At 69.3% G+C, this 19,713-nt stretch carries 19 protein-coding genes; 13 read left to right on the forward strand and 6 right to left on the reverse strand.

Annotated elements, in window-relative coordinates:
- Position 1: 1 nt before the first annotated feature.
- A complete protein-coding gene (locus BLU38_RS20275) occupies positions 2-361 on the forward strand; it encodes an MmcQ/YjbR family DNA-binding protein (protein ID WP_091532836.1) in 360 nt (119 codons plus the stop codon).
- Positions 362-377: 16 nt separating this feature from the next.
- Here the strand turns inward: BLU38_RS20275 and BLU38_RS20280 are convergent, their stop codons facing one another.
- The gene (locus tag BLU38_RS20280; protein WP_157683587.1) at positions 378-1,091 is read right to left on the reverse strand and encodes a TIGR03089 family protein; all 714 of its coding nucleotides are present in this window, start codon (positions 1,089-1,091) and stop codon (positions 378-380) included.
- Between the two features lie 56 nt (positions 1,092-1,147).
- On the opposite strand from BLU38_RS20280, the gene BLU38_RS20285 reads away from it, so the two are divergent.
- Positions 1,148-2,227, forward strand: coding sequence for a mannose-1-phosphate guanylyltransferase (locus BLU38_RS20285; protein WP_091527246.1), 1,080 nt, complete (start codon positions 1,148-1,150; stop codon positions 2,225-2,227).
- Between the two features lie 15 nt (positions 2,228-2,242).
- On the opposite strand, the gene cofE is transcribed toward BLU38_RS20285, so the two are convergent.
- A complete protein-coding gene (gene cofE, locus BLU38_RS20290; protein ID WP_091527247.1) occupies positions 2,243-3,157 on the reverse strand; it encodes a coenzyme F420-0:L-glutamate ligase in 915 nt (304 codons plus the stop codon).
- Complete coding sequence (cofD, locus tag BLU38_RS20295; protein WP_091527248.1) at positions 3,154-4,167, reverse strand: 2-phospho-L-lactate transferase; 1,014 nt, start codon at positions 4,165-4,167, stop codon at positions 3,154-3,156. The genes cofE and cofD overlap by 4 nt, the downstream gene beginning before the upstream one ends.
- Before the next feature lie 148 nt (positions 4,168-4,315).
- Here cofD and BLU38_RS20300 point away from each other — a divergent pair, with 148 nt between their 5' ends.
- The 4 genes from BLU38_RS20300 to BLU38_RS20315 all read left to right on the forward strand — a co-directional run bounded on the left by BLU38_RS20300 (position 4,316) and on the right by BLU38_RS20315 (position 11,113).
- The gene (locus tag BLU38_RS20300; protein WP_091527249.1) at positions 4,316-5,086 is read left to right on the forward strand and encodes a hypothetical protein; all 771 of its coding nucleotides are present in this window, start codon (positions 4,316-4,318) and stop codon (positions 5,084-5,086) included.
- 212 nt (positions 5,087-5,298) lie between these two features.
- Entirely contained in the window at positions 5,299-5,559 is a 261-nt protein-coding gene (locus BLU38_RS20305; protein ID WP_456238086.1) for a WhiB family transcriptional regulator, read from the forward strand.
- Between the two features lie 407 nt (positions 5,560-5,966).
- Positions 5,967-9,647, forward strand: a complete 3,681-nt coding sequence (locus tag BLU38_RS20310; RefSeq protein ID WP_091527251.1) for a glycosyltransferase — start codon at positions 5,967-5,969, stop codon at positions 9,645-9,647.
- Entirely contained in the window at positions 9,644-11,113 is a 1,470-nt protein-coding gene (locus tag BLU38_RS20315; protein ID WP_091527252.1) for a DUF5719 family protein, read from the forward strand. Before BLU38_RS20310 ends, BLU38_RS20315 begins: the two co-directional genes overlap by 4 nt.
- 259 nt (positions 11,114-11,372) lie before the next feature.
- Here the strand turns inward: BLU38_RS20315 and BLU38_RS31425 are convergent, their stop codons facing one another.
- Positions 11,373-11,813 (reverse strand): metallopeptidase family protein, encoded by a 441-nt coding sequence (locus BLU38_RS31425; protein ID WP_091527253.1) that lies wholly within the window; start codon positions 11,811-11,813, stop codon positions 11,373-11,375.
- A 78-nt stretch (positions 11,814-11,891) separates the two neighbouring features.
- Between BLU38_RS31425 and BLU38_RS31430 the strand changes: the two genes are divergently transcribed.
- From BLU38_RS31430 to aroQ, 6 genes are all read left to right on the forward strand, one after another.
- Positions 11,892-12,260, forward strand: coding sequence for a DUF3499 domain-containing protein (locus BLU38_RS31430; RefSeq protein WP_197679792.1), 369 nt, complete (start codon positions 11,892-11,894; stop codon positions 12,258-12,260).
- 221 nt (positions 12,261-12,481) lie between these two features.
- Complete coding sequence (manB, locus tag BLU38_RS20330) at positions 12,482-13,855, forward strand: phosphohexomutase domain-containing protein (protein ID WP_091527255.1); 1,374 nt, start codon at positions 12,482-12,484, stop codon at positions 13,853-13,855.
- A 53-nt stretch (positions 13,856-13,908) separates the two neighbouring features.
- Complete coding sequence (locus BLU38_RS20335) at positions 13,909-14,103, forward strand: Trm112 family protein (RefSeq protein WP_091527256.1); 195 nt, start codon at positions 13,909-13,911, stop codon at positions 14,101-14,103.
- 2 nt (positions 14,104-14,105) lie between these two features.
- On the forward strand, positions 14,106-15,128 hold the full coding sequence (locus BLU38_RS20340; protein ID WP_231919953.1) for an SIS domain-containing protein: 1,023 nt from the start codon (positions 14,106-14,108) through the stop codon (positions 15,126-15,128).
- 27 nt (positions 15,129-15,155) lie between these two features.
- Positions 15,156-16,178 (forward strand): cation diffusion facilitator family transporter, encoded by a 1,023-nt coding sequence (locus tag BLU38_RS20345; protein WP_091532840.1) that lies wholly within the window; start codon positions 15,156-15,158, stop codon positions 16,176-16,178.
- A 103-nt stretch (positions 16,179-16,281) separates the two neighbouring features.
- A complete protein-coding gene (gene aroQ / locus BLU38_RS20350) occupies positions 16,282-16,731 on the forward strand; it encodes a type II 3-dehydroquinate dehydratase (RefSeq protein ID WP_091527257.1) in 450 nt (149 codons plus the stop codon).
- 119 nt (positions 16,732-16,850) lie between these two features.
- Here aroQ and BLU38_RS20355 read toward each other — a convergent pair whose 3' ends face one another.
- Positions 16,851-18,185 carry a DUF2786 domain-containing protein gene (locus tag BLU38_RS20355; protein ID WP_091527258.1) on the reverse strand — a complete coding sequence of 445 codons (1,335 nt, stop codon included), beginning with the start codon at positions 18,183-18,185 and terminating at the stop codon, positions 16,851-16,853.
- A gap of 181 nt (positions 18,186-18,366) precedes the next feature.
- On the reverse strand, positions 18,367-18,654 hold the full coding sequence (locus tag BLU38_RS20360) for a putative quinol monooxygenase (protein WP_091532842.1): 288 nt from the start codon (positions 18,652-18,654) through the stop codon (positions 18,367-18,369).
- Between the two features lie 106 nt (positions 18,655-18,760).
- Between BLU38_RS20360 and BLU38_RS20365 the strand changes: the two genes are divergently transcribed.
- Positions 18,761-19,711 (forward strand): fructosamine kinase family protein, encoded by a 951-nt coding sequence (locus BLU38_RS20365; protein ID WP_197679793.1) that lies wholly within the window; start codon positions 18,761-18,763, stop codon positions 19,709-19,711.
- The last annotated feature ends 2 nt before the right edge of the window (positions 19,712-19,713 follow it).

Consider the following 19,713-nt stretch of genomic DNA (forward strand, 5'->3'; position numbering starts at 1 on the left):
CATGGCGACCGTCGCGGATGTCCGCCCGCTGGCAATCGGGCTGGAACGCTCCTACGAGGTGTTCGTCCGTGGCCGGCGGAAATTCCGGATCGGCAGCATCGTCTATGTCGCCTTCTCCGCCGACGAGACGATCATGGGGTTCGCGTTTCCGAAGACCGAGCGGGATGCGCTCGTCGACGGTGACCCGGACACCTTCCTGCTGCCTGCCGCATCCGAGATGCGGTTCAACTGGGTCGGCTCCCGACTGGTCCGGCTGGAGCCGACGGAGGCCCGCGAATTCGTGCTCGACGCGTGGCGGATGTGTGTGCCGCAGAAGCTCGCCCGGGCCTATGACGCCGAGCATCCCGACGGGCCGGGCTGACGGTCCGAATCGGGGATCAGCTGTCGACCTGCTCGGTTGCCGCGATCTGATCGCGTCGGTCGGGGTCGGCGCCGACGACGACCACCACCGAGCCGCCGGTCAGTACCGGCGTCAGCAAGGTGTCGACCAGAGTCGTCCAGGGATCGTTCCCGGGGGACGGGATGATCAACCGTCGCTGTTCGGTGGCCGACCCGTCGACGGCGAGCAGCAGGTCGGCCTGGGTGCGTCCGGTGCCCTGATCGTCCCAGGCCCGGTCCTCGGCCGCGGGCCACGGTCCGCCGAAGCTGTCCGGCTGGGCGCGCACCTCGGTGCCGTAGTCGGTGGTTCCGGCCGGCAGGGTGGTGCCGAAGCCGAGGCCGAGCGGATGCAGACTGCAGGCGACGCGTTCGCCGTCGGTCGACGGCTGTTCGGCCAACTCCGGACCGACCACATCGACGGCGGCCTCACCGGTCACGGTGATCGGACAGCCGACCCGCCAGATCGCGGCAGCCCAGACCGAGCTGACCCAGTGCCCGGGAGCGGTCCGGGCCAGATCGAGCCGGACGGGTTGCCCTGGTTCGATCAGGATCTCGTCGGTGAGCAGCCCGGCGGTCTTGTCCACCCAGTTGCCGAACGAACTCGCTGACAGTTCGGTCCGGACGTGGCTGCGTTCGTCGTAGTAGGTGATCAACGGCCGGGCGCCGGCAGAGCGCTGGCGGTCGGCCAGCCGTTGGTTGAAGAGTCGGTTCACCCACGTGATGGTGTCAGACGGCCCGCGTCGCCCGGAAGGCCTCTACGCTTGCCGGCATGCGTTATGTGGTGATTGTCGCCGGCGGCTCCGGCACCCGGCTGTGGCCGTTGTCCCGGCAGGGGACGCCGAAGCAGCTGCTCAACCTGGTGGACGGCAAGACGCTGCTGCGGATCGCGTACGAGCGGATCCGGGGCCTGGTGCCCGACGATCGGATCCTGGTCTGCACCAGGTCGGACTTCCGGGACGCCATGCATGCCGAGATCCCCGAGATCTCCGAGGAGAACATCCTGGGCGAACCGGTAGGTCGGGACACCCTGAACGCCGTCGCCTACCCGGCAGCCGTGCTGGCTGCCCGCGATCCCGATGCGGTGATGGCCTCGGTCACGTCCGACCAGATCATGAATCCGGTCTCGACACTGCGGGCGGCCCTGGAGACCGCCTTCGGTGTCGCGGAGTCCCATGCCGACGCGTTGGTCACCTTCGGTGTCGTACCGACCAGCCCGCACACCGGCTTCGGCTACCTCGAACGCGGGTCGGCGATCGCCGGCCACAGCGACGTCTGCCGGGTCGCCAGCTTCACCGAGAAGCCGGACCGGGCGACCGCCGAGAAGTACCTGGCCTCCGGTCAGTACTGGTGGAACTCGGGCATGTTCGTCTGGCGCTGCGCCACCTTCCTTGATCAACTCCGGCAGCTGCGGCCGGAGGCGTACCAGCTGCTGAGCGCGCTGACCGCGGACCGGTCCCGGGTCGACGAGCTGTACCCGCAACTGCCCAAGATCAGCGTCGACTACGCGGTGATGGAGCCGGTGTCACGCGGCGAGGCCACCGCCCAGGTGCTGGCGGTCCGGCTGCCGATCACCTGGCACGACGTCGGCGGCTTCGAGGCGCTCGGTCTGCAGCTGCCACGGGATGCCGACGGCAACGCGACCACCGGGCAGAGCGTGCTCGTCGACAGCTCCGACAACGTAGTGATCAACAGCGACGAGGACGGCCGGGTGGTCGCCGTCGTCGGGCTGTCCGGAACAGTGATCGTGCAGACCCCGGAGATCACGCTGGTCTGCCCGATCTCCGAAGCCGAACGGATCAAGGAACTGGTCAACGAGGTCACCGGCCGACTCGGCACCTCCTACGCCTGACGCTCTCTGGAGGTTTCAGGGGGTCGGCCAGAGCGGTTGGGCTGCGGTGATCATCTTCGCGATCAGCGCTTGCTCGGGTTCGGTCAGGTCGGTGTTCGCGGTGATCGCGGCGTAGAGCGCGTCCCGGTCCCAGAGCCGGACCACGTCCTCGTACCGTTCCGGGTGGCCGGTGGCGGCCAGCAGGGCGCCGATCACGGACTCCCGTGCGCCGCGCCAGAACAGGTCCTCCTCCCCGGTCCGCAGCAGATCGCGAGCTCGCGCGGGTCGTGATTCTGCGCCGTCGGCGGACGTCGGGTCGATCACCTGATCGGCGACGCCGCGGACGACCGCGACCGGCCGGCCGGTCAGCTTGGACTTGATCAGGTCGGCCGCGGCGGCCAGTTCGTCGACGACCGCGATGCTGGTCACGTGCAGCTGGTTGCCGTAGGAGTCGGTGCGTCCGGCATAGCCGTCCAGCACGCGGACGCCGGCGGAGCCGATCGCGTGATCGGTCTGTCCGAGCCGCCAGACCCGGCCCGCGGTGTCGGAGATCACCACCCCGATCCGGACGCCGAAATGATCACCGATCGCGGTCCGCAGCCGTTCGGCGCTGGCGTCGGAATCGACGGGCAGCAAGAGGATCCGGCCGGCATCGACGTTGGAGTTGTCCACGCCCGCGCCGGCCTGAGTCAGCCCGTGATGGGTCTCCACGATGCCCATCGACTGGCGGCGGGCGACGGTCCGTACGGTCTCGGAGTCGATCACCGCCTGCCGGTCGTCGGCGTCGGCGTACCGATCCTCGGCCTTGCTGACGATCTTGGACGTGACGACCAGGATGTCGCCGTCCAGCAGCTGTTGATGATCGGCGGTCAGTGCGTCGACGATGATCGCAGCAAGATCATCACCGGGGCGGATCTCGCCGATCGACTCCGGGGCGAAGATCGTGATCATTCGCAGGCCAGCTTGACGCCGTGCTGGATGAACTCAGCGGTGGCGGCCGGTTCGCTCATGATCAGATCGGTGCTGCCGGCCGCTAGTCCGGCCTCGGTCAGCCGGGGCACTGCGGCGGCGTCGGCGTTGTCCACGATCCAGGCGTCCAGCACGCCGCCGTCGCGGCGCGACCCGTAGTGCCTGCCGACCGACTCGGCGTCGGTCTGCACGCCGATCGCCGGCAACAACCGGTGCGCCATCCCCAGCACCGGCGCGCCGCCGATGATTCCGGAGAAGCCGATCACCGGGGCCCGGGTGCCGCGGACGGCTGCGCCGATCCCGGGCACTGCCAGCACCGGCCCGATCGACACCACCGGGTTGCTCGGCGCGATCAGCACCAGGTCGGCGGCGTTGATCGCCTCGATCACGCCCGGTGCCGGACGCGCCGTGTCGATCCCGACCAGCAGCACCTGGCGGGCCTCCGGTTCGGCATGCAGCTTCACCCAGTACTCCTGGAAGTGCACCGCCCGTTGTCGCCGCTCGGCCGCATCGCTCGGCGGACCGCCCGACTCCGCTGACGTTGCGGGGTCGTCGATCACGATGTGGGTCTCGACCCGATCGTCGGTCATCGGCAGCAGCCGGAGGTGATCACTGTCGTGCAGCCAGCGGGTGCACAGCGCCTGGGTGACCGCGGACAGCGGGTAGCCCGCGTCCAGCATCTGGGTGCGGACCAGGTGGGTCGCCAGGTCGAGATCGCCGAGACCGAACCAGGACGGTTCCACCCCGTAGGCCGCGAGCTCGGCCGAGGTGCGCCAGGTCTCCTCCGATCGCCCCCAACCGCGTTCGGCGTCGATGCCGCCGCCGAGGCTGTACATCATCGTGTCCAGGTCGGGGGAGATGTGCAGTCCGTGCAACATGATGTCGTCGGCGGTGTTCACCACAACGGTCAGCTCGGCGTCGGGATAACCGTGCCGGACGCCCCGGACGAATCTCGAACCACCGACGCCACCGGCCAGTATCGCGATCTGCACCGCAACAGTGTGGCACCGTCGCCGACCCCGGAGGTCGCGGACCCCGAGGTTTGCCGGCTCCGGAGGCAGCGGACCGGCCCCAGCGGCCGGACACAGTAAGGTCACCGCAGAACCCGAGCAGGCCACCTACCCGAAGGAGGGCAGGCGTGTGCTGGAGCGATTGATGCGATTCCGCGAGCCCGCGGCCTACCTGCTGCTGGCCGCGGTCGGCCTGCAGATCGTTCTCGCGTTGGTGGCGGTCGGTTACTACACGGTGATGGCCGGACCCAGCGGTCCCGGGTACATCGCCGCTCAGCAGCTGTCCCGGACGCTGGTGCTGCTGGCGGCGATCGTGGTCGTCGGCTGCGCGCTCTGGGGGCCGCCGACGCCGCACGCTCGCGGGATCGCGCTGGCCGGGATCGTGCTGTTCGGCGCGCACGGCGGGCTGGCGCTGGTGCTGGCCGTCGTCGGGATGTTCGGGAGCGGCAACGTGTTCGCGATGGTCACCGTGCTGCTGGAGTTGCTGGTCCCCGGACTGGCCGTGGTGGTGCTGACCCGGATCCGCGCCGGGTCGCCGACGATGCGCCCGCCGCAACAGCCCCACGTGCCGCAGCCTCCGTTTGCCGGACAATTTCCCTCGGGCCCTGCGCCGAATATTCGACCGGGTGTTTCCTCGGATCGTCCGAGTTTTCGATCACAGGCGGATCAATTCGGTCAACCGCATTCGAATTCGGCGGGCCGATATAAGGCTCATTGGGGCCCGCAACCACAATCACGGCCACCGACCTCCGGTGAATCGGATCAATGGCAGCCGGTGGACCAGCCCGGCCCGCGGCGGCTGGAGCCGTCGCCGGACCGCGCGCCGGTCGGGCCGCACAACCGTCCGGACGGTCCCCGCAGCGGCGATCCGTACCCCGAGAATCAGAACCGGCAAGGTTAGCCGACAGGGCCGATGATGGCCTGGATCGGTGCTCAGATCGCGGGTGGCTCGGTGGCCCCCAGATGTGATATCGGACCGTCTCTACCACCTCCGCACTTGACTTATGGGTATTGACAGGCATGTAATTTCACATGTGTCGTTCGTCTCGGCGCTGCGCCGCGAGCAGCGTCCCTGGGCGGACGGCGGCGGACCAGGGTCGAGGAGGGCACATGATGGAGGAGTTCGGATACGATCCGGAATTCGACGACGAGGGTGCACTGGGCTGGCAGGAGCGGGCCTTGTGCGCACAGACCGACCCCGAGGCGTTCTTCCCCGAAAAGGGTGGATCGACCCGGGAGGCGAAGAAGGTCTGCCTCTCGTGCGATGTCCGTTCCGAATGCTTGGACTACGCGCTGTCCAATGACGAGCGGTTCGGCATTTGGGGTGGACTGAGCGAGCGTGAGCGGCGCAAGTTGAAGAAACGAGCCGTCTGAACGGTTCGGTCATCCCGGAGTCCGCGGAGTCCCTCGCCGCGGACTGGTGATCACGACGCCCGGTGCACAGCTGATCTCGCGCAGGTCTGCCCTCCCGCGCAGCTTCCAGCCGTGCTAAGCCTCAATCCACCGATGTGCCGCTACTGCGCGGCCCCAGACGGGCACATCGGCGGCGTTGCCGTCGCTCGACGGTCAACCAGACCGCCCTCACACCGGCGCCTTGCCGATGCACCCGTCTGGTGCCGCTCGCTACGCGGCACATCGGTGGATTCAGGCTGAGCCTCGATCCATCGAGGCTGAGTCTGCGAAATGGTCATCGGTCACGGGCTCGCATACAGTAGTGGCCGCCCGCCGTCGCGGTGGGTATTCACACGCGAGATCTCGTAGGGGTAGTTCAGGCAATCGTGATGGATGAGAACGTGGCGTCCGGGTCCGGCCCGGAGCAGCCGGCCGACCCCGGCGAGACCACCTATCTCCCGCGGATCGACGCCCCGCTGCGGACCGATCGGTCAAGACCCGATTCCGATCGGCACGGGTCGGACCAGCAGGGGTCGGATCGGCAGGACTCCGGCGGAGCCGGCTCCGATCTGCTGCTCGACGCCGACGATCCGTGGGCCTGGGCGTCGATCGAGGAATCTCCCGACGTCGTCGACATCTCCCACTGTCGCGTGACTGCGGTGCTGGTGACCCAGAACGCCGCCCGCTGGCTGCCCGAGACGCTGACCGCATTGGCCGGGCTGAGCCGCCGGCCGAACCGGGTGATCGCGATCGACAACGAGAGCACCGATCGCACCCTGGACCTGCTGGACGATGCGATCCAACGGCGTGAGGTGGACGCGGTCTACCTCGGCCGGCACGGTTTCGGCTACGGCGACGCGATCCGTTCCGCGTTGGCCCAGGACGCCGGTGCCGAACCGGACCGCGTCCAGCAGGGTGGGGCCGGCGACAACGACTGGTTGTGGCTGTTGCACGACGACGTCACGCCGGCGCCGGATGCGTTGGCCCAGTTGCTCGGTCATGTGGTGACCGATCCGACGATCGACATCACCGGCCCCAAGCTGTTGCGTCCGCGCCGCCGCCGGCAACCCCATCAGATCAGCGAGATCGGCGTCTCGATCGCGAACTCCGGTCGCCGCGACCTCGGCCTGGATGCCGGCGAGATCGACCAGGGGCAGCGGGACCAGCCGGCCCGCCGACTCTCGGTCTCCAGCTGCGGCATGTTGCTGCGGCGTACGGTCTGGGATTCGCTCGGTGGCTTCGACCCCGCGGTGCCGGGCTTCCGTGACGGCGTCGAATTCGGCTGGCGGGCCCAGCTGTCCGGCCACAAGGTGGTCACCACGCCGGCCGCCTCGATGGTGCACCGGCAGGTCGGCCGGGCCGGTCTGCGGCCCAGCGGTGTCGGCGGACGGCATCCGGACAAGGCCGACCGCGAGTACGGGATGGCGCTGATCGCCGCCCACGCCTCGCAGGCGGCATTGCCGTTGGTCTGGCTCGGTCTGCTGCTCGGCTGCCTGGTGCGCGCATTCGGCTACCTGATCGGCAAGGTGCCGCATCGTTCCGTCGAGGAACTGATGGCCGGCTGGTCGTTCCTAACCCATCCGCGGCGGATCCATCGGATGCGACATCGGCTGGCCGAACTGAGCATCGACGAACGCTCCGAGGCCACCGTCGCCAAGCTTCGTCCCGGCCGGTTCTCCGGCGTCCGGGCCGTGATCGACGTGATCACCGCGGCGATCGGCACCCGCTACACCGAGATCGCCGGCTCCGACTACAGCGGCACCAGCCTGGACGAACTGACCAGTGACGAGCTGCCGAGTGCCCCGGAGGAGAAGAAGACCAACCCCTGGGTCTCGCCGATCGTCATCACGGTGCTGGTCAGCATCGTCGCCTCGCTGGTCGCGGCCCGCAAACTGATCGGTCTGGGATCGCTGACCAGCCCGTACCTGCTGCCGGTCAGCACCGATCTCGGTGGGCTGTGGCGAGGCTTCGTCGAGGCCGTACCGGGAGCCTCGGCGACCACCACCGCGCCGTGGACCGGCATCATCGCGGCCGCCGGCACGCTCTTCGTGGGACATCCCGAATGGCTGATCACGGTGCTGCTGATCGGCACCGTCCCGCTCGGTCTGCTCAGTGTCTATCCGCTGATCCGACGGGCCATCGACGAGCGCCGGGTCCGGCTCTGGGTGGCCGTCAGCTACGCCCTGCTGCCGGTGCTGCTCGGCGGCACCAACCAGGGCCGACTGCTGCTCAGCGTCGCAGCGATCATGCTGCCGCTGCTGGTCATCGCCGGCCGCGCCCTGGTGTTGCGACGCCCCGGCAACCCGGAGGCCTGGCGTGGCGGCTGGGGTGCCGGTCTGGTGCTGACCGTGCTCGGCGCCTTCGCCCCGTCCCTGATCGTGCTGGCCCTGTTGCTGGCGATCCCCGCCGCCTTCACCGTCGCCCGCGGCAAGCGGAAGGTCGGCCGGCTGGTGATCGCGATCGCCGTGCCGGTGATCATCCTGAGCCCCTGGTGGCCGACGGTGATCCGGACCTGGGGCCGGCTGCTGACCGGACCCGACCCTGCCCTGGAGGGGACCGCGGAGCGGACCTCCGGACTGTTCTTCCTGATCGGGCACACCGGCGAGGTGGGGCTGCCGCCGATCTGGGTCGGCGCCATCGTCTTCGGCGCGATCTGGGTTCTCGCCCTGGTCGGACTGTTGCGCGGCAACCGCCGGCGTGCCGTGCTGACCGGCTGGCTGGTCGGCCTGGCCGCGCTGGCGATCGCGGTCGTCCTCTCCCATGTCCTGGTCACCGTCCCACCACTGCAGACCAGCACCCGTCCCGATGTCGGCATCTATCTGCTGATCGCGTTCGGCGCGCTGGTGCTGGCCGCCGGCATCGGTCTGGACGGCTACACCTCCGAGTTGGGTCGACAGAGCTTCTCCTTCGCTCAACCGGCCTCGGTGCTGGCCGGCGTGGTGGCCGGACTGATCTGTCTGCTCGGTGCCGGCTGGTGGGTCGCCGCCGGCGCCACCGGCCCGGTGCATCGCACCGCACTGGACGCCATCCCGCCGTACATCACCGACGCGCAGAACGGGCCGTACAAGGTCCGGACGCTGGCCATCGACCTGGCCGGTGGGCGTGCCGACTATTCGGTGGTCGAGGACGACCAGAACCGGCTCGGTGACGCCGAACGCGGCTTCGCCTTCGGCGGTTCACGAGCTGCCAAGGATGAAGTGGCCGGGGTCGTCAGCCGGCTGGTGTCCGGCTCCGGCGACGCCGACCTGGCAACCGACCTGGCCGACCTCGGCGTCAACTACGTCTGGGTCGCCGGCGCCGACGACGACGTCCGTACCCGGATCACCAACACACCGGGGCTGGCCGCGGCCAGTGGCAGCAAGGGCGGCTCGGTCTGGCAGCTGACCCAGCCGACCTCCCGCGCCCGGCTGGTGTCCGGCGAACAGGTGACCCGGCTGAACGATCCGCAATCCAGCGCCGACGGGGTGCAGGTGCCGGCCAGCAGCCTGAAACGGACGCTGCGGCTCGGTGTCCCCGACGACGCGCGGTGGATCGCCACCCTGAACGGCCAGCGGCTGACGCCCGCCCAGGACGACAACTGGCAACAGAGCTTCGTGATGCCCGAGACCGGCGGCACGCTGAAGGTCGAACTGGCCAGCCCGATCCCGTGGCTGCCGATCGGGCAGGGCATCGCGCTGCTGGTGACGATGGTGCTGGCCGCCCCCGCCGTACGCCGTCCCGAGGTGCGCGACCCGATGCGGGACGCCCGCCGCGTCGCGACCGCCGGAGCCGGCGGTCGGATCCCGCTGCAACGCGGGCCGAGTGCGGAGGACCTGTCCGAACTGACCAGCGCGACCGGGCTGTTCACCGTCTCCGACGGGATGACCACCTCGGTCGGCAAGGACACCGGTTCGGGTGACCTGCCCGTTGTCGGACGAACCTTCGACACGTCCCGGGTCTCGGATCAGACTCGGGTCGGGGCTGCGGCCCAGCAGCAGGCCGGTGCCGGGCAGGTCGACAACGGGAGCGATGACTTCGACGACGATGACACCGCCGAGCAGACCCATGTGATCGTGGAGGGCGAGAAGTGAACGCGTTGAACGCCATCCGTGGCTGGGTCGCGGTCGCCGTCGCCGCCCTCGTTGCGGCCGTGATCGGACTCGGCGGCCAGTTCCTGCCGGTCCAACAGCAGCCCGCCGCCAAGGCAGGTCAGCCGCTGGTCGGCCGGACCACCTCGGTCTGCACCACCGGCACCCTGAACTCCGCCGACACCACCGACAGCACCGAATCACAGGTGTACGGGGTGGCGGCCAAAACCTCGGCGGCTGCGGGTTCCGGCTCGCTGATCGGCCGCGAACTGGGCGACAGCGGTGCCGGTACGCCGCCGCTGTCGGTGAACACCCAGGGCCAGGGAAAGATCGTCTCCGCACCGAAGAAGCCGATCGAGCTGACCGCCGACGGCATCATGGCCGGTTCATCGGCCGGCATGGTCTACGGTGCCGCCGAGAACGGCGAGGACCGTGGCCTGTCCCTTGCGCCGTGCACCAACCCCGCGGTCGATCAGTGGTTCACCGGGCTCGGCGCGACCGATGCGTTGCGCAGCCAGTTGGTGATCAGCAATCCCGACGACAAGCAGGCCGAGATCGACCTGAACTTCTCCTCCCCGGACGGCCCGCTGACCGTTCCCGGCGGTTCGGGTCTGCTGATCCCGGCCGGTCGCAGCCGGACGCTGTCGCTGCCCGATCTGCTCGGCAACACCGACGGGGACATCACCGTGCACGTGCACGCCAGTATCGGTCGGGTGTCGGCGATCGCCCGCGACCTGCGCAGTGACGGGGACAAACCGGCCGGCGTGGACTGGCATCCGGCCTCGGTGGCACCGGCCACCGGTCAGGTGATCCCGGCGGTTCCGGGTGGTCCGGGCAAGCGGCAACTGGTGATCAGCAATCCGGGTGATCGTCGGGCAACCGCCAAGATCGAGATCCTCGGTCCGCAGGGTCCGTTCACCCCGGTCGGCACCAATCAGGCCTCGGTCGAGGCGCACTCCTCGACCACCGTCGATGTGGCCAAGGGGCTGGCCGAACAGATCGGCACCGTACGGGTCACCAGCGATCAGCCGGTGCTCACCGCGATGCGGTCGGAACGGTCCGGGCAGACCAAGCCGAACGACTTCGCGATCGAGACCTCGCAGCCGGCCATCAACGCCACCGGTGTCGCACCGGCAGCCGTCGTCGACGGAGCCGAGACCGAGGTGGCGGTCAGCAACGGCAGCAAGGATCCGACCACCGTCGAGGTGGCGCTGTACAACCTGCAGGGCGTCAGCCTGTACGACGAGAAGATCCCGGTCGTCGGCGGCGGTTCCATCGAACGACGGGTCACCCAGGCCGGACCGGCCTACCTCGTCGTCAAGGCCGCAGACGGTGCCCAGGTGTACGGCGGCGTCACGCTCCGGCAGCAGTCCGGCGACGTCTACGGGCTGACCTCGGCCTCCCTGATCACCCCCGGCCTGGCCGGCACCGCCCGTACCTCGGACGCCGACCCCCGCGTTGCCCAGTAGGGCACTCACCGTCGGGCCCTGAGCCTGTCGAAGGGGAGCCGTGGGCACCTGGCCGGATGGCAGTACGTGGTGCGATATCGCCCTGGGGGTTGGGCTGGCCGGGGGCAGATGGCAGTACGTGGTGCGATATCGCCTGGGGGTTGGGCTGGCCGGGGGCAGATGGCAGTACGTGGTGCGATATCGCCTTGGGGTAGCGGTGGTTCGTTGCCGATCGAGGGCGGCTGCACCGCGCGCTGAACGGGCCGAGGAATCGGCTCGGTCAGTCCTCGTCGTCGAGGGCGTCGGGGTCGATGTCATCGACACTGCGCCCGGTGAGCGCCGCCAGCTGCTCGACCAGGGTGCGGTGCACCAGGATCTGCAGCCCCTGCCGACTGGCCGCCCGATGTTCCAGTGGCCGGCGATAGAGCACCACCCGGCCGAACGCCTCCGGGGTGGCGGCGACCGCCGCCGCCAGCGGGACCCGTTCGCCGGACCAGGCGGTCTGCAGGAAGGGGACCTCCTCGATGCCGACGGTGATGCCGGTCAGCACATCGGGAGCATGCGCGTGCACCCGCTCGATCGAGTTCTGGACCGCCTCGTCGAAGAACGATGCGCGAGCCGGCGGACGGACCGGATCCAGGGTCGTCCCGGTCAACGGATTGCGGACCGCCAGCGGGCCGCGGAGCCCGCGGCCGTGCCGGTCCCGACGCCTGGTGGACATGAGATTCAGCGTACAAGGACGGCCGCTCGGTCGTGTCCCTACCGGGCTCGGTCGGTGCGCAGCGATACCGTCGGTCAGGTGACGTCGAGAAGTTGCTCCCGCAGCGCATGCGATGAGCGCGCGGTGGCGACGCTGACCTACGTCTACAACGAGTCCACCGCGGTGATCGGACCGCTGGCCAGCCATGTCGAGCCGCACGGCTACGACCTGTGCCGCCGGCATTCGACCAACCTCTCCGCCCCACGTGGCTGGGAAGTGATCCGGCTGGCCGACGAGTTCACCGATCCCGAACCGACCGACGACGACCTGCTGGCGTTGGCCGACGCCGTCCGGGAGGTCGGGCTGAACTACGGCGGCGAGGAGCCCGACCGACCGGGTCAGGGTTCCTCGATGGTGGAGGTCGCCCGCCGCGGCCATCTCACCGTTCTCGCCGATCCGGACGCCTGACCCACCCCATCCCCTCTCGTAGCGTGTCGCCACTAAACCTGGATCCACGCTGAAACGCGGCGTTTCGCGACGCCCGGCCACACACACCTCGCGGCACCCGGCTCAGTCGCGTTACGCCCGGGTAGCCCTTCCTTCGCCGGCTTTGCGATGCACGCACCCGGCCGCCGCCGAACACCACCTTGAACGACGACAAGCTACTAGACTCGCGCCGTGATGAGCCGATGATCGATCCGGAAATCTTCAAGGCCAACGACATCCGCGGCATCACCGGCCCGGGTGGCCAATGGGACGCCGACGGTGCGTACGCGATCGGTGCCGCGACCGCCGAGGTGCTCTCGCTGGCCGGCCGGACGATCGTGCTCGGCCGAGACATGCGGACCAGCTCACCCGAATACAGCGCGGCGTTCGCCCGCGGCGTCCGCGACCGCGGGGTGAACGTGATCGACGTCGGCCTGAGCAGCACCGATCAGCTGTGGTTCTGCTCCGGGCGGCTGGACCTGCACGGCGTGATGTTCACCGCCAGTCACAATCCCGGCCAGTACAACGGGGTCAAGTTCTGCCGGCCGGGTGCGTTGCCGGTCGACTCGACCATCCTGGCCGCGATCAAGGACCGTGCGCTGGCCGCCGACGCCGCCGGGCCGGCCGACCCGGTGTCCACGCCGGGCACGTTGGAGAGCCGCGATCTGTTGGCCGACTACGCCGAGCATCTGCATGCGCTGGTCGACACCAGCGGGCTGCGCCGGCTGCGGGTCGTCGCCGACGCGGGCAACGGGATGGCCGGGCACACGCTGCCGGCGGTGCTCGGCGGCGACGCGTTCGAGGTGATCGGGTTGTACACCGATCCGGACGGCAGCTTCCCCAACCACGCCCCGAATCCGCTGGAGCCGGAGAATCTGCTGGACGCCCAGGCCGCGGTCCGTGAGCACGATGCCGACCTGGCGCTGGTCTTCGACGGCGACGCCGACCGCTGCTTCATCATCGACGAGCAGGGCGAGGTGGTCAGCCCGTCGACGGTGACCGCGATGATCGCGGTGCAGGAACTCGGCCGCGAACCGGGCGCGACGATCGTCCGTAACATCATCACCTCCCGTACGGTGCCGGAGGTGGTCGCCGAACAGGGCGGGACCTGTGTCACCACCCGGGTCGGGCACACCTTCGTCAAGGCAGCGATGGCCGAGACCGGCGCGATCTTCGGCGGCGAACACTCCGCGCACTATTACTTCCGCGACTTCTGGGGTGCCGACACCGGGATGCTCGCCGGGCTGCACGTGCTGGCCCTGGTCGGCCGGTCAGACCAGCCGCTTTCCCAACTGGCCAAGGAATTCTCCCGGTACGCCGCCTCCGGCGAGATCAACTCCACCGTCGCGGATGCGTCGGCGATGCTGGACCGGATCGAAAAGCTGTACGCCGACCAGGTGCTCGCCGACGGCGGTGAGATCGACCGCTCCGACGGGCTGACGGTGAGCACGAAGGACTGGTGGTTCAACCTCCGCGCCAGCAATACCGAACCGCTGTTGCGCTTCAACGCCGAGTCGGTGACACAATCACTAACCGACAAGATCCGAGACGACGTACTCAAAGTTGTCAGAAGCTAGTGCGGCTGTAGCCCGACGACGCATCGACAACTTCGAGGGGGAGTGGGGCTGCTGTGGCGGTTGAGCTGGCGAGTGAGTTGCTGGAGATCCTGGCGTGCCCCAACTGCCACGGCGGGTTGGCTGTTGATCATGATCGCGACGAGTTGGTCTGCACCTCGCCGGACTGCCAGCTGGCCTACCCGGTGCAGGGCGGCATTCCGGTGCTGTTGATCGACGAGGCTCGTCCGCCGAAGCAGAAGAGCGAGTAGCGGTGCCGTTCTTCGACGACTCGCTGCTCGAGGACCGGGCGGCGCTGGGCCGGGCCGATGAGATGCTGCGCCGGCTGGCGCAGGCCGGTGCCCGGATCCGTACCGAGTCCGATCAGGCCGTCGACGGGCTGTCCAGTGTCGCCGACCTGCCGCGACCGCGGGCGGTGATCGCCGCCGGTTCGGAGGCCCGGCTGATCCGGGCGATGCTGGAGCCGACCTGCCCGGTCCCGTTCCTGGCCTGGCCGCGGCACGGGCTGCCCGGCTGGGTCGGTGCGCTGGACCTGGTCGTCGTGCTGGCCACCGACGGCGCCGACGCCAACCTGATCGCGACCGCACGGGAGGCGGTCCGGCGGGGGAGTCAGTTGATCATCGCCTGCCCGCAGCCGTCGGCGATCGCCGAACACGCCGTCGGCCGGGACACCGTCATGTTGCCGACCCGGACCGGCGACCGGCTGGCCGCGGCGGTCGTCGTACTGGCCGCGTTGCATCGGATGCAGCTCGGCCCCGAGGTCAATCCGGACGCAGTCGCCGACAGCTTCGACCGGGTCGCCGAGGACTGTTCACCGTACGTCGACGTCTCGGAGAACCCGGCCAAGGACCTGGCGCTCGGCCTGGCCGAGGCGCAGCCGCTGGTCTGGGGTGGCTCGGTGCTGGCCAGCCGCGCGAGCCGCCGGGTGGCCGAGGCGTTGCGGGCGGCCAGCGGCCGGGCTGCGCTGTCCGCCGACGCCGGAGAACTGGCCCCGGTGCTGGCGTCGGTGACCCGCAAGGATCTCTTCGACGACCCGTTCGAGGATCCGCCGCCGGACGAGCGTCGGCCGGCCCTGGTGGTGCTGGACGACGGCACCGCCGATCAGCTCACCTCGGCCGAGCAGAATCGACTGCGCGAGGTCGCCGACGCCGCCGACATCCGGGTCTGCCTGGTGCAGCAGACCGTCGGTGCTGATCTTGATCGTTACGCGGCACTGCTGCAGACCGGCCTGTACGGCGCGATCTATCTGTCGATCGGGCTCGGGCGCGTGATCTGAGCGCGTCGTCTGGCAGGATTGGCCGACGTGACCTCAGAATCCGCCGTCGCGACCACCGACGACGCCCACTCCGGGGGTGGCCACGGCAGCAACAAGGCGATCATCGCCGCGCTGGCCGCCAATACCTTCATCGCCATCCTGAAATTCGCCGGTTGGGCGCTGACCGGGGTCTCGTCGATGCTGGCCGAGGCGATCCACTCCGTCGCCGACACGGGTAACCAGTTCCTGCTGTTGATCGGCGGCAAGCGGGCCAAGAAGGAAGCGACGGCGGAGCATCCGTTCGGCTACGGCCGGGAACGCTACGTCTTCGCGTTCATGGTCGCGATCGTGATGTTCAGCATCGGCGGGGTGTTCGCGCTCTACGAGGCCTACCACAAGCTGGAGTCGGTCCTCGAGGGTCACCACGAGGACATGGGCCGTTGGTGGTGGGTGCCGATGGTGATCCTGGTCGGCGCGATCATCGCCGAATCGCTGTCGTTGCGGACCGCCCTGCGGGAGTCCGACAAGGCTCGTGGGAAGCAGCGGCTCTCCCGTTTCATCCGGTCGGCCAAAGCTCCTGAGCTGCCGGTGGTGCTGTTGGAGGATTCGGCGGCCGTACTGGGGCTGATCTTCGCCCTGTTCGGTGTGGTGCTGACCAAGGTGACAGGCAACGGCCTCTTCGACGTGATCGGCACCGCGCTGATCGGGCTGCTGCTGATTGCGGTCGCGATCGTGATGGCGGTCGAGACCAAGAGCCTGTTGCTCGGTGAGGCCGCGTCCCCGCAGGCGATCGCCAAGGTACGGGCGGCCCTGGATGCCACCGACGGGGTGGATCGGGTGATCCACATGAAGACCCTGCACCTGGGCCCGGAGGAGATCCTGGTCGCGGCCAAGATCGCGGTCAGCCCACGGGACAGCGCCGCGGACGTCGCGGAGTTGATCAACAACGCCGAGGCGGCGATCCGGGAGGCCGAGCCGATGGTCACCTCGCTCTACCTCGAGCCCGACATCTACCTCGAGAACTACCAACCCCAGGAGCGTCCGGAACCACCGGCCGCCCCCGCCCACTGACTCCGCCACTCCGCTACGCTTCCCGCGCAGGTTCGATGTTGCCGCGGAGGTTCTAACCCGCGCGGCCACACCAAAAGTGCGCGGGAACGGAGGAGGCAGGGCGATGGGGCAGAGCCGGACCAGGGTGCTGGTGTTGAACGGACCGAATCTCGGCCGGTTGGGCAAGCGGGAGCCGGACACGTACGGGTCGGCCACCTTCGCCGACCTCGCCGACCGGTGTGTTGCGGTCGGCGCCGAGCTCGACCTGGAGGTCGAGGTCCGGCAGACCGATGCCGAGGCCGAGATGATCGGCTGGCTGCACGAGGCGGCCGATTCGTCGATCCCGGTGGTGCTCAATCCGGCCGGCTGGAGCCACTACTCGATCGCGGTCGCCGATGCCGTCGCCCAACGCACCGCCGATCTGATCGAGGTGCACATCTCCAACATCCACACCCGCGAGGAGTTCCGGCATCATTCGGTGATCTCGGCCTACGCCACCGGTGTGATCGCCGGTCTGGGGATCGACGGCTACGAACTGGCGCTGCGCAAGATCGCCGCCGCCGGCCGAGCGTGACCTACCAGATCGTCTCGACCTCGAACGGCCCGAACGCCTGATCCCTGGTCCGATCGAACGGATCGCGATGGTCGACCTCGAACGCTCCGCAGGCCAGTGCACGACGCGGATGACGGCCGTCAGCGCCGTCCGAGCCGTCCTCTCGGTAACACCGCCTGGTCGGCGGCCGCGGTCCCGGCAGCCCAGCCGCGACGGTCGACCGATCGGGTCCGGCCGTGGCTGACCGAGGGGAACATCCGCCGGAACTCCTCGTCGACGGCTTCCTGGCGGCGCGCCAGCACCGGGACGAGTTCGGCGCCGTACTCGGTGGCCACGTCGTGGGAGGTCTCGGCCAGCCGTTCACCGATCCGGTTGGCGTAGGCCAGCAGGAACGAGCGGCGAAAGCTCCGCGATCGATCCGCACTTCCCGACCGGCTGTCCCGGCCGTGATCGTTCATCGCCCGGGCGGCCTGCACCAACAACGAGGTGAAGAGCAGGTCGACGGTCTCCAGATCGGTCGGTTGCCCGATGATCGTGCAGGCGCCCAGCCGGTCGTCCCAGACCGCGCGGACCCGGTTGGCCTCGGCGACGCAGTGCACCAGGGTCGCCTTGGTGGAGGCGTACGGGTTGTCGATGTGCAGTCGACGGGCGCTGACGTCGATGTCGTCGGCGGCTCGGTCGGTCTGCAGCAGGGCCTCGTCGATCGCGTGCCGGGTCATCAACTCCTGGGCCTTCGCCGTCAACGCCTCGGCCTCGGCGGTGAACGTCGTCGACTCGGCCTTGGCCAGCAGTCCGCGGACCTTGTCGAGGACCGACGGAGCCGGACGTGGACCGGCTTCGGCTGCTCCACGGATGCCGTCGCGGGGCGACGAGGTCGTGGCGCGCCACTGCGATGGCGGTGGTCCGAGCGGTGCCAGCCGATGCATCTGCCGCAGCCGCGCCATCAGGATCAGCGCCTGCCGCCAGGCTCGCGGCGGATCGAGATCGGCGGGAAACAGCCAGCCGCGTCCGCGCCCGGCCCCGCTGCGGGTGAGGTCACCGACGGCGGCCAGCTGTTGTCGCCATTCGGGCGGAGCCTTGTCCAACAGGCCGGACCGCTGCAGCTGCCGGTGGATCGCCGTTGCGCCCAGCTGGTCCACCCGTGGCGTCGCACGGCGCAGGTAGTGCAGCAGGTCGGCTGGTTGCCACCCGGCCTCCCAGCGGTTGCTGATCATGGTCAGCACCTCCTCGCCGACCACATACCGCGGATCCAGCCAATCCTCGGCGGCGGCATCACTCAGCTGTTGGAGGTGCAGTAGCGACGGCTCGGCGTAGGCCGTGGGCAGCGTCGACATCACAGAGCGGATCCCGTCGTCGATCGCATCCCGGAGCTGCATCGCCTTCAGCTCCGCCGTACGCCGCCAGGCGTCCGTCAGATCCGGTCGGACGAACGCGTCGGCGCCATTGCTGCTTCGGTGTCCCCGTTGAGCATTCATGATGGGCCAGACGCTAGACCGGACCGCCGACACTGTCGATCCGACGACCGTCCGGCCATTTGCACCCGACCGCGATCAGGATGTCGTACCAGTGGGCCGCACACCGGCCTCTCGGCCGTGACGGTGCCGCTCTTACGACAAAGCGTTCGCGGCTCCCTTCAGACCCACCGACCGCGCGACTCTAGAACGGCTCACGCTCGTTGCTGACCTCGTACGCCTTGACGGCGACTTCGTCGAGCGCGATGCCGGTCTCGGGAGCATGGGCCACGGTGCGCCAGGCCTCGAGCGAGTCCCAGGAGTCCCAACGCTCGAAGACGTTCACCCGGCCTTGATCGGCCGGGTCGGCCGTGATCGCCACGTCCAGGCAGCCGGGTGCCTCTCGTGCCCGTCGAACCAGGTCGACATGGGCTGCGACGTAGTCGTCTCGGCGTTCGGCCGCCACCCTCGCGTGTCCGGCGATGATCCACATCCTGCAGTCCCGTCTGTTGAATCGGCTCTTGCAGGTGCAGACCATTCCGATCGACGAAACTCATCGGGGTCGTCCGTAGTCTGTATGCGGTCAGTAGGCTGCGCGGGTGGCCGCCGCACACCCGCTGCTGACGTCGACGGTCAGGAGCGCCATCGAGGACGCGGTCTCGCACCATCTCGGACGCCGGTGGGTCACCGTGCGGTTCACCGACCTGAACGATCGCGCGTCCCACGACTGCGGTGTGCTGCACGGCGAGCAGCTCTCGGTGTTCGCCAAGCTGGACCGAGCGCGCGGCGCCGAGGACAGGATCACGGCCGAGCAGAAGGTCCGCGCCGAACGCGACGGCCTGACCCTGCTGCAGGACCGGGCCGGGATCGCCGTCCCGACGCCGATCGGCAGCGGCCTGCTCGCCGTGGACGACGGCATCGTGCTGCTCACCGAGGCATTGGCCGAGCGTCCACCCCAGGAACGGACGCCCGACGACTGGCGGGCGATCGGCCACGCCCTGGCCACCGTGCATCAGGTGCACGGCGAGCAGTTCGGGCTCACCGACTTCAACGGGTTCTTCGGTGCGCTGCCGCAGGACAACACACCGGTCGCGTCCGGCAGCTGGATCGACTTCTACCGCGAACGTCGGGTGCTGCCGCTGCTCAGGACGGTGGTCGACACCGGCCGCCTGCCGCGCGAGCCGGCCGCTGAGCTGGGTCGGCTGCTCGATCGGCTGCCGTCGCTGTGCGGCCCCGAGCCGGCCCCGACGTTGCTGCACGGCGACGCCCAGCAGCACAATTTCGTCAGCTCCGATGCCGGCGCGGTGCTGGTGGATGCCGCACCGTACTTCGGGCACCCGGAGATCGACCTGGCGCTGCTGGACTACTTCCAGCCGGTGCCGGCCGACGTCTTCGACGGCTACCGGGAGTTCGCGCCGATCGACCCCGACTTCGTACGCCGCCGCGGGATCTGGCGGATCTTCGTCGACCTGGCCTGCATTGCCGTCGATGCCGGCGACTACGCGCGGCGGGCGCTGAGCAACCTGGCCGCTACCGTCCGATCCGTCTAGGA

The organism is Microlunatus soli (genome assembly GCF_900105385.1).
GTDB lineage: Bacteria > Actinomycetota > Actinomycetes > Propionibacteriales > Propionibacteriaceae > Microlunatus > Microlunatus soli.

Excerpts from the sequence above, each read along its gene's own strand:
- BLU38_RS20305 (WP_456238086.1), top strand. The coding sequence starts at position 5,299 with ATGGAGGAGTTCGGATACGATCCGGAATTCGACGACGAGGGTGCACTG.
- BLU38_RS20310 (WP_091527251.1), top strand. The coding sequence starts at position 5,967 with ATGGATGAGAACGTGGCGTCCGGGTCCGGCCCGGAGCAGCCGGCCGAC.
- BLU38_RS31425 (WP_091527253.1), bottom strand. The coding sequence starts at position 11,813 with ATGTCCACCAGGCGTCGGGACCGGCACGGCCGCGGGCTCCGCGGCCCG.
- aroQ (WP_091527257.1), top strand. The coding sequence starts at position 16,282 with ATGGGGCAGAGCCGGACCAGGGTGCTGGTGTTGAACGGACCGAATCTC.
- BLU38_RS20360 (WP_091532842.1), bottom strand. The coding sequence starts at position 18,654 with ATGTGGATCATCGCCGGACACGCGAGGGTGGCGGCCGAACGCCGAGAC.
- cofE (WP_091527247.1), bottom strand. The coding sequence starts at position 3,157 with ATGATCACGATCTTCGCCCCGGAGTCGATCGGCGAGATCCGCCCCGGT.
- BLU38_RS20285 (WP_091527246.1), top strand. The coding sequence starts at position 1,148 with ATGCGTTATGTGGTGATTGTCGCCGGCGGCTCCGGCACCCGGCTGTGG.
- BLU38_RS20275 (WP_091532836.1), top strand. The coding sequence starts at position 2 with ATGGCGACCGTCGCGGATGTCCGCCCGCTGGCAATCGGGCTGGAACGC.
- manB (WP_091527255.1), top strand. The coding sequence starts at position 12,482 with ATGATCGATCCGGAAATCTTCAAGGCCAACGACATCCGCGGCATCACC.
- BLU38_RS20355 (WP_091527258.1), bottom strand. The coding sequence starts at position 18,185 with ATGAATGCTCAACGGGGACACCGAAGCAGCAATGGCGCCGACGCGTTC.